Origin of the sequence: Paenibacillus forsythiae T98, from assembly GCF_000520735.1 — a bacterium.
GTDB lineage: Bacteria > Bacillota > Bacilli > Paenibacillales > Paenibacillaceae > Paenibacillus_AQ > Paenibacillus_AQ forsythiae.
Window position 1 is genome coordinate 1 of the sequence record NZ_ASSC01000181.1, and the last position, 3,014, is coordinate 3,014.

The following is a 3,014-nucleotide window of genomic DNA, read 5'->3' on the forward strand; positions in this document are numbered from 1 at the left end:
AGGAAGGCGTCGACACGTTCGTGGAGATCGGCTCCGGCAGCGTGCTTGCCGGGCTGATCCGCAAGATCGACAAGAATGTCAAGGTTATCAACATCAACAGTCTGGAAAGCATTGAAGCTCTTGCCTGATCGGCTTTTTAATTGAAGGGTTTGGCGAACTTTACGGATTATGAAAGGGGACCACTAGAATGTTCGCATCATTGCGGGGCCAGACAGCCCTCGTTACCGGCGCGTCGCGCGGCATTGGCCGCAGCATCGCGCTGGCGCTGGCGGAGCATGGCGTCAAGGTCGCCGTGAACTATTCGGGCAGCGAGGAAGCGGCCCGGGAGACCGTGGCGCGCATCGCGGAGCTTGGCTCCGAGGGAATCGCACTCCGGGGAAATGTCGGGAGCGCCGAACAGGCTGAAGCCCTGGTGAAAGAGACCTTGGGCGCCTGGGGGCGGATTGACATACTCGTGAATAACGCGGGCATCACAAGGGACAACCTGATTATGCGGATGAAAGAGGAAGAATTCGATCAGGTCATCGAGACGAATCTCAAGGGCGTGTTCAACTGCCTGAAGGCAGTCACCCGCCCGATGATGAAGCAGCGTTATGGCCGGATCATCAATATTTCCTCCGTGGTCGGCGTGAGGGGCAATCCGGGGCAGGCCAACTATTCGGCGGCGAAAGCTGGCGTTATCGGACTGACCAAATCGGCGGCGCTCGAGCTTGCTTCCCGCGGCATTACGGTCAACTGCATTGCGCCAGGCTTTATCGACACCGACATGACCCGCCAGCTGACAGGTGAAGTCCGCACCGATCTGGCGAAGGACATTCCGCTCGCACGGCTCGGTCTGCCGGAGGAAATCGCTTCGGCCGCCCTCTTCCTTGCCTCGGAGGGGGCGGCGTACATGACGGGCCAGACGCTTCATGTGGACGGCGGCATGTATATGTAATCTTTCTACCGGCTCCGGGAGAGTCCCGGAGAGCGGGCTTGAGCGTCAAAATCAGCCGGTTAAAGCGTTTTTTTAGCTCTATGGCATTTTGAACTCATATCTCGTATAATACCAAAAGAGGAGGTGAACCGGATGTCCGATGTATTGGAGCGTGTAAAGCGCATTGTCGTCGACCGCTTAGGAGCCGACGAAGCCGAAGTCACACTGGAAGCGTCTTTCAAAGATGATTTGGGAGCTGATTCTCTCGACGTTGTAGAATTGGTTATGGAATTGGAAGATGAATTCGACATGGAGATCTCTGATGAAGATGCAGAGAAGATTACGACCGTGGGTGAAGTTGTAAACTACATACAATCTCATACCTAGAGTCCTAGGCTAAAAAGTCCCGTACCTGCTTTAAGGCGGGACTTCTCCTCATTTTACAGTGTTTGGGCTTTGCGAAAGCTGCGCTTCAGGCAAGCGTATTACCAAGGAAAATAACAGGCCGCCGCTTTTTTCGCGGTGTTGGCGGTTTATATATGCGGCTAGCAAGAGAGAAATTAGAGACTGTGGCTATACAGTAATCAGATGGGGTGAATGCTTTTGAGTCATAGAGTGGTTGTTACCGGTATGGGCGTAATGACAGCGCTCGGCAAAGATCTGGAGACATTCTGGAACAGCTTGATGAGCGGGAGATCCGGCGTTTCCACGATCGAATCCTTTGATGTGAGCGAATATCCGACACGGATCGCCGCTTCGATTAAAGATTTTGATCCTGAAGAATTGTTCGGCCGCAAGGAGGCCCGCAAGATGGACCGTTTCGTGCAGCTTGCGCTCGTGGCAGGACAGCAGGCGCTTAGCGACAGCGGCCTGGTCATCGGGGAGAATATCGAGGCCGAGAGAATCGGCGTATCCGTCGGTTCGGGGATTGGCGGGCTCGGCACCTGGGAAGACCAGCATAACCTGCTGCTTGAGAAAGGTCCCAAACGCGTCAGCCCGTTCTTTATTCCGATGATGATTGCCAATATGGGCTCCGGTCAGCTGTCCATCAGCCTTGGGGCCAAGGGACCCAATACAACGCAGGTTACCGCCTGCGCGACGGGAAGCCACGCTATCGGCGATTCTTTGCGCATGATTCAGCGCGGCGATGCGGATGCCATGGTCTGCGGCGGTGCGGAAGCGACCATCCGTCCGACGGGTATGGCGGGCTTCTGTGCGATGAAAGCGATGTCCACGCGTAATGACGAGCCGGAAAAGGCAAGCCGTCCGTTCGATACGGACAGAGATGGCTTTGTTATGGGGGAAGGCGCAGGCATTCTGGTGCTGGAATCTCTGGAGCATGCGCTTCAGCGGGGCGCCCGGATTTACGCCGAGGTGATCGGCTACGGACTGAGCGGCGATGCCCATCATATGACAGAGCCTGATCCGGACGGCGCGGCGCGCTGCATGAAGATGGCGATCCGCGATGCGGGCATCAAGCCCGAGGAGATTGACTACATCAACGCGCACGGCACTTCAACTCCTGTAGGGGACAAGTCCGAGACGAAGGCTATCAAGATGGCGCTGGGAGACCATGCCTACAAGGTGGCGATAAGCTCCACGAAATCCATGACAGGGCACCTGCTTGGAGCGGCCGGCGGTGTGGAGGCGATCATTTGCGGACTTTCCCTGCAGAATAACATCATCGCCCCTACAATCAATTTGGACAACCAGGACCCCGAATGCGATCTGGACTATGTTCCGAACAAGCCTCGTGAAGCGGAACTGAACATTGTCATGTCCAATTCGTTCGGATTCGGAGGACATAACGCGACTGTTATTTTAAAAAAATACAAACAGTAAGGAGACCGTGCGATGAATGGGGACCTGAAGCAATTGCAAAGTCAACTTCATATTCAATTCCACGATTCTTCGCTGCTGAAGCAGGCCTTTACCCATGCGTCCTATGTCAATGAGCACCGTTTCAATCAGCACCAGGACAATGAACGCCTTGAATTTCTGGGCGACGCTGTCCTGGAGCTGACGGTTTCCGAATATTTATATAATCTGCTTCCGGACCGGCCGGAAGGCGAGCTGACCAAGCTGCGGGCCGCCATCG

General features: G+C 55.2%; 4 protein-coding genes and 1 pseudogene. All 5 read left to right on the top strand.

The features are described from left to right. A pseudogene (locus tag L692_RS31685) lies at positions 1-128 on the top strand (ACP S-malonyltransferase); the annotation flags it as partial. Positions 129-187: 59 nt separating this feature from the next. Further along, the gene (gene fabG, locus L692_RS0106635; RefSeq protein WP_025698296.1) at positions 188-937 is read left to right on the top strand and encodes a 3-oxoacyl-[acyl-carrier-protein] reductase; all 750 of its coding nucleotides are present in this window, start codon (positions 188-190) and stop codon (positions 935-937) included. 132 nt (positions 938-1,069) lie between these two features. Then, complete coding sequence (gene acpP, locus L692_RS0106640) at positions 1,070-1,303, top strand: acyl carrier protein (protein WP_025334828.1); 234 nt, start codon at positions 1,070-1,072, stop codon at positions 1,301-1,303. 216 nt (positions 1,304-1,519) lie between these two features. Then, a complete protein-coding gene (gene fabF / locus L692_RS0106645; protein WP_025698298.1) occupies positions 1,520-2,758 on the top strand; it encodes a beta-ketoacyl-ACP synthase II in 1,239 nt (412 codons plus the stop codon). A gap of 12 nt (positions 2,759-2,770) precedes the next feature. Beyond that, on the top strand, positions 2,771-3,014 hold a 244-nt coding region (locus L692_RS0106650; protein ID WP_025698300.1), incomplete at its 3' end, for a ribonuclease III domain-containing protein.

Excerpts from the sequence above, each read along its gene's own strand:
- fabG (WP_025698296.1), top strand. The coding sequence starts at position 188 with ATGTTCGCATCATTGCGGGGCCAGACAGCCCTCGTTACCGGCGCGTCG.
- acpP (WP_025334828.1), top strand. The coding sequence starts at position 1,070 with ATGTCCGATGTATTGGAGCGTGTAAAGCGCATTGTCGTCGACCGCTTA.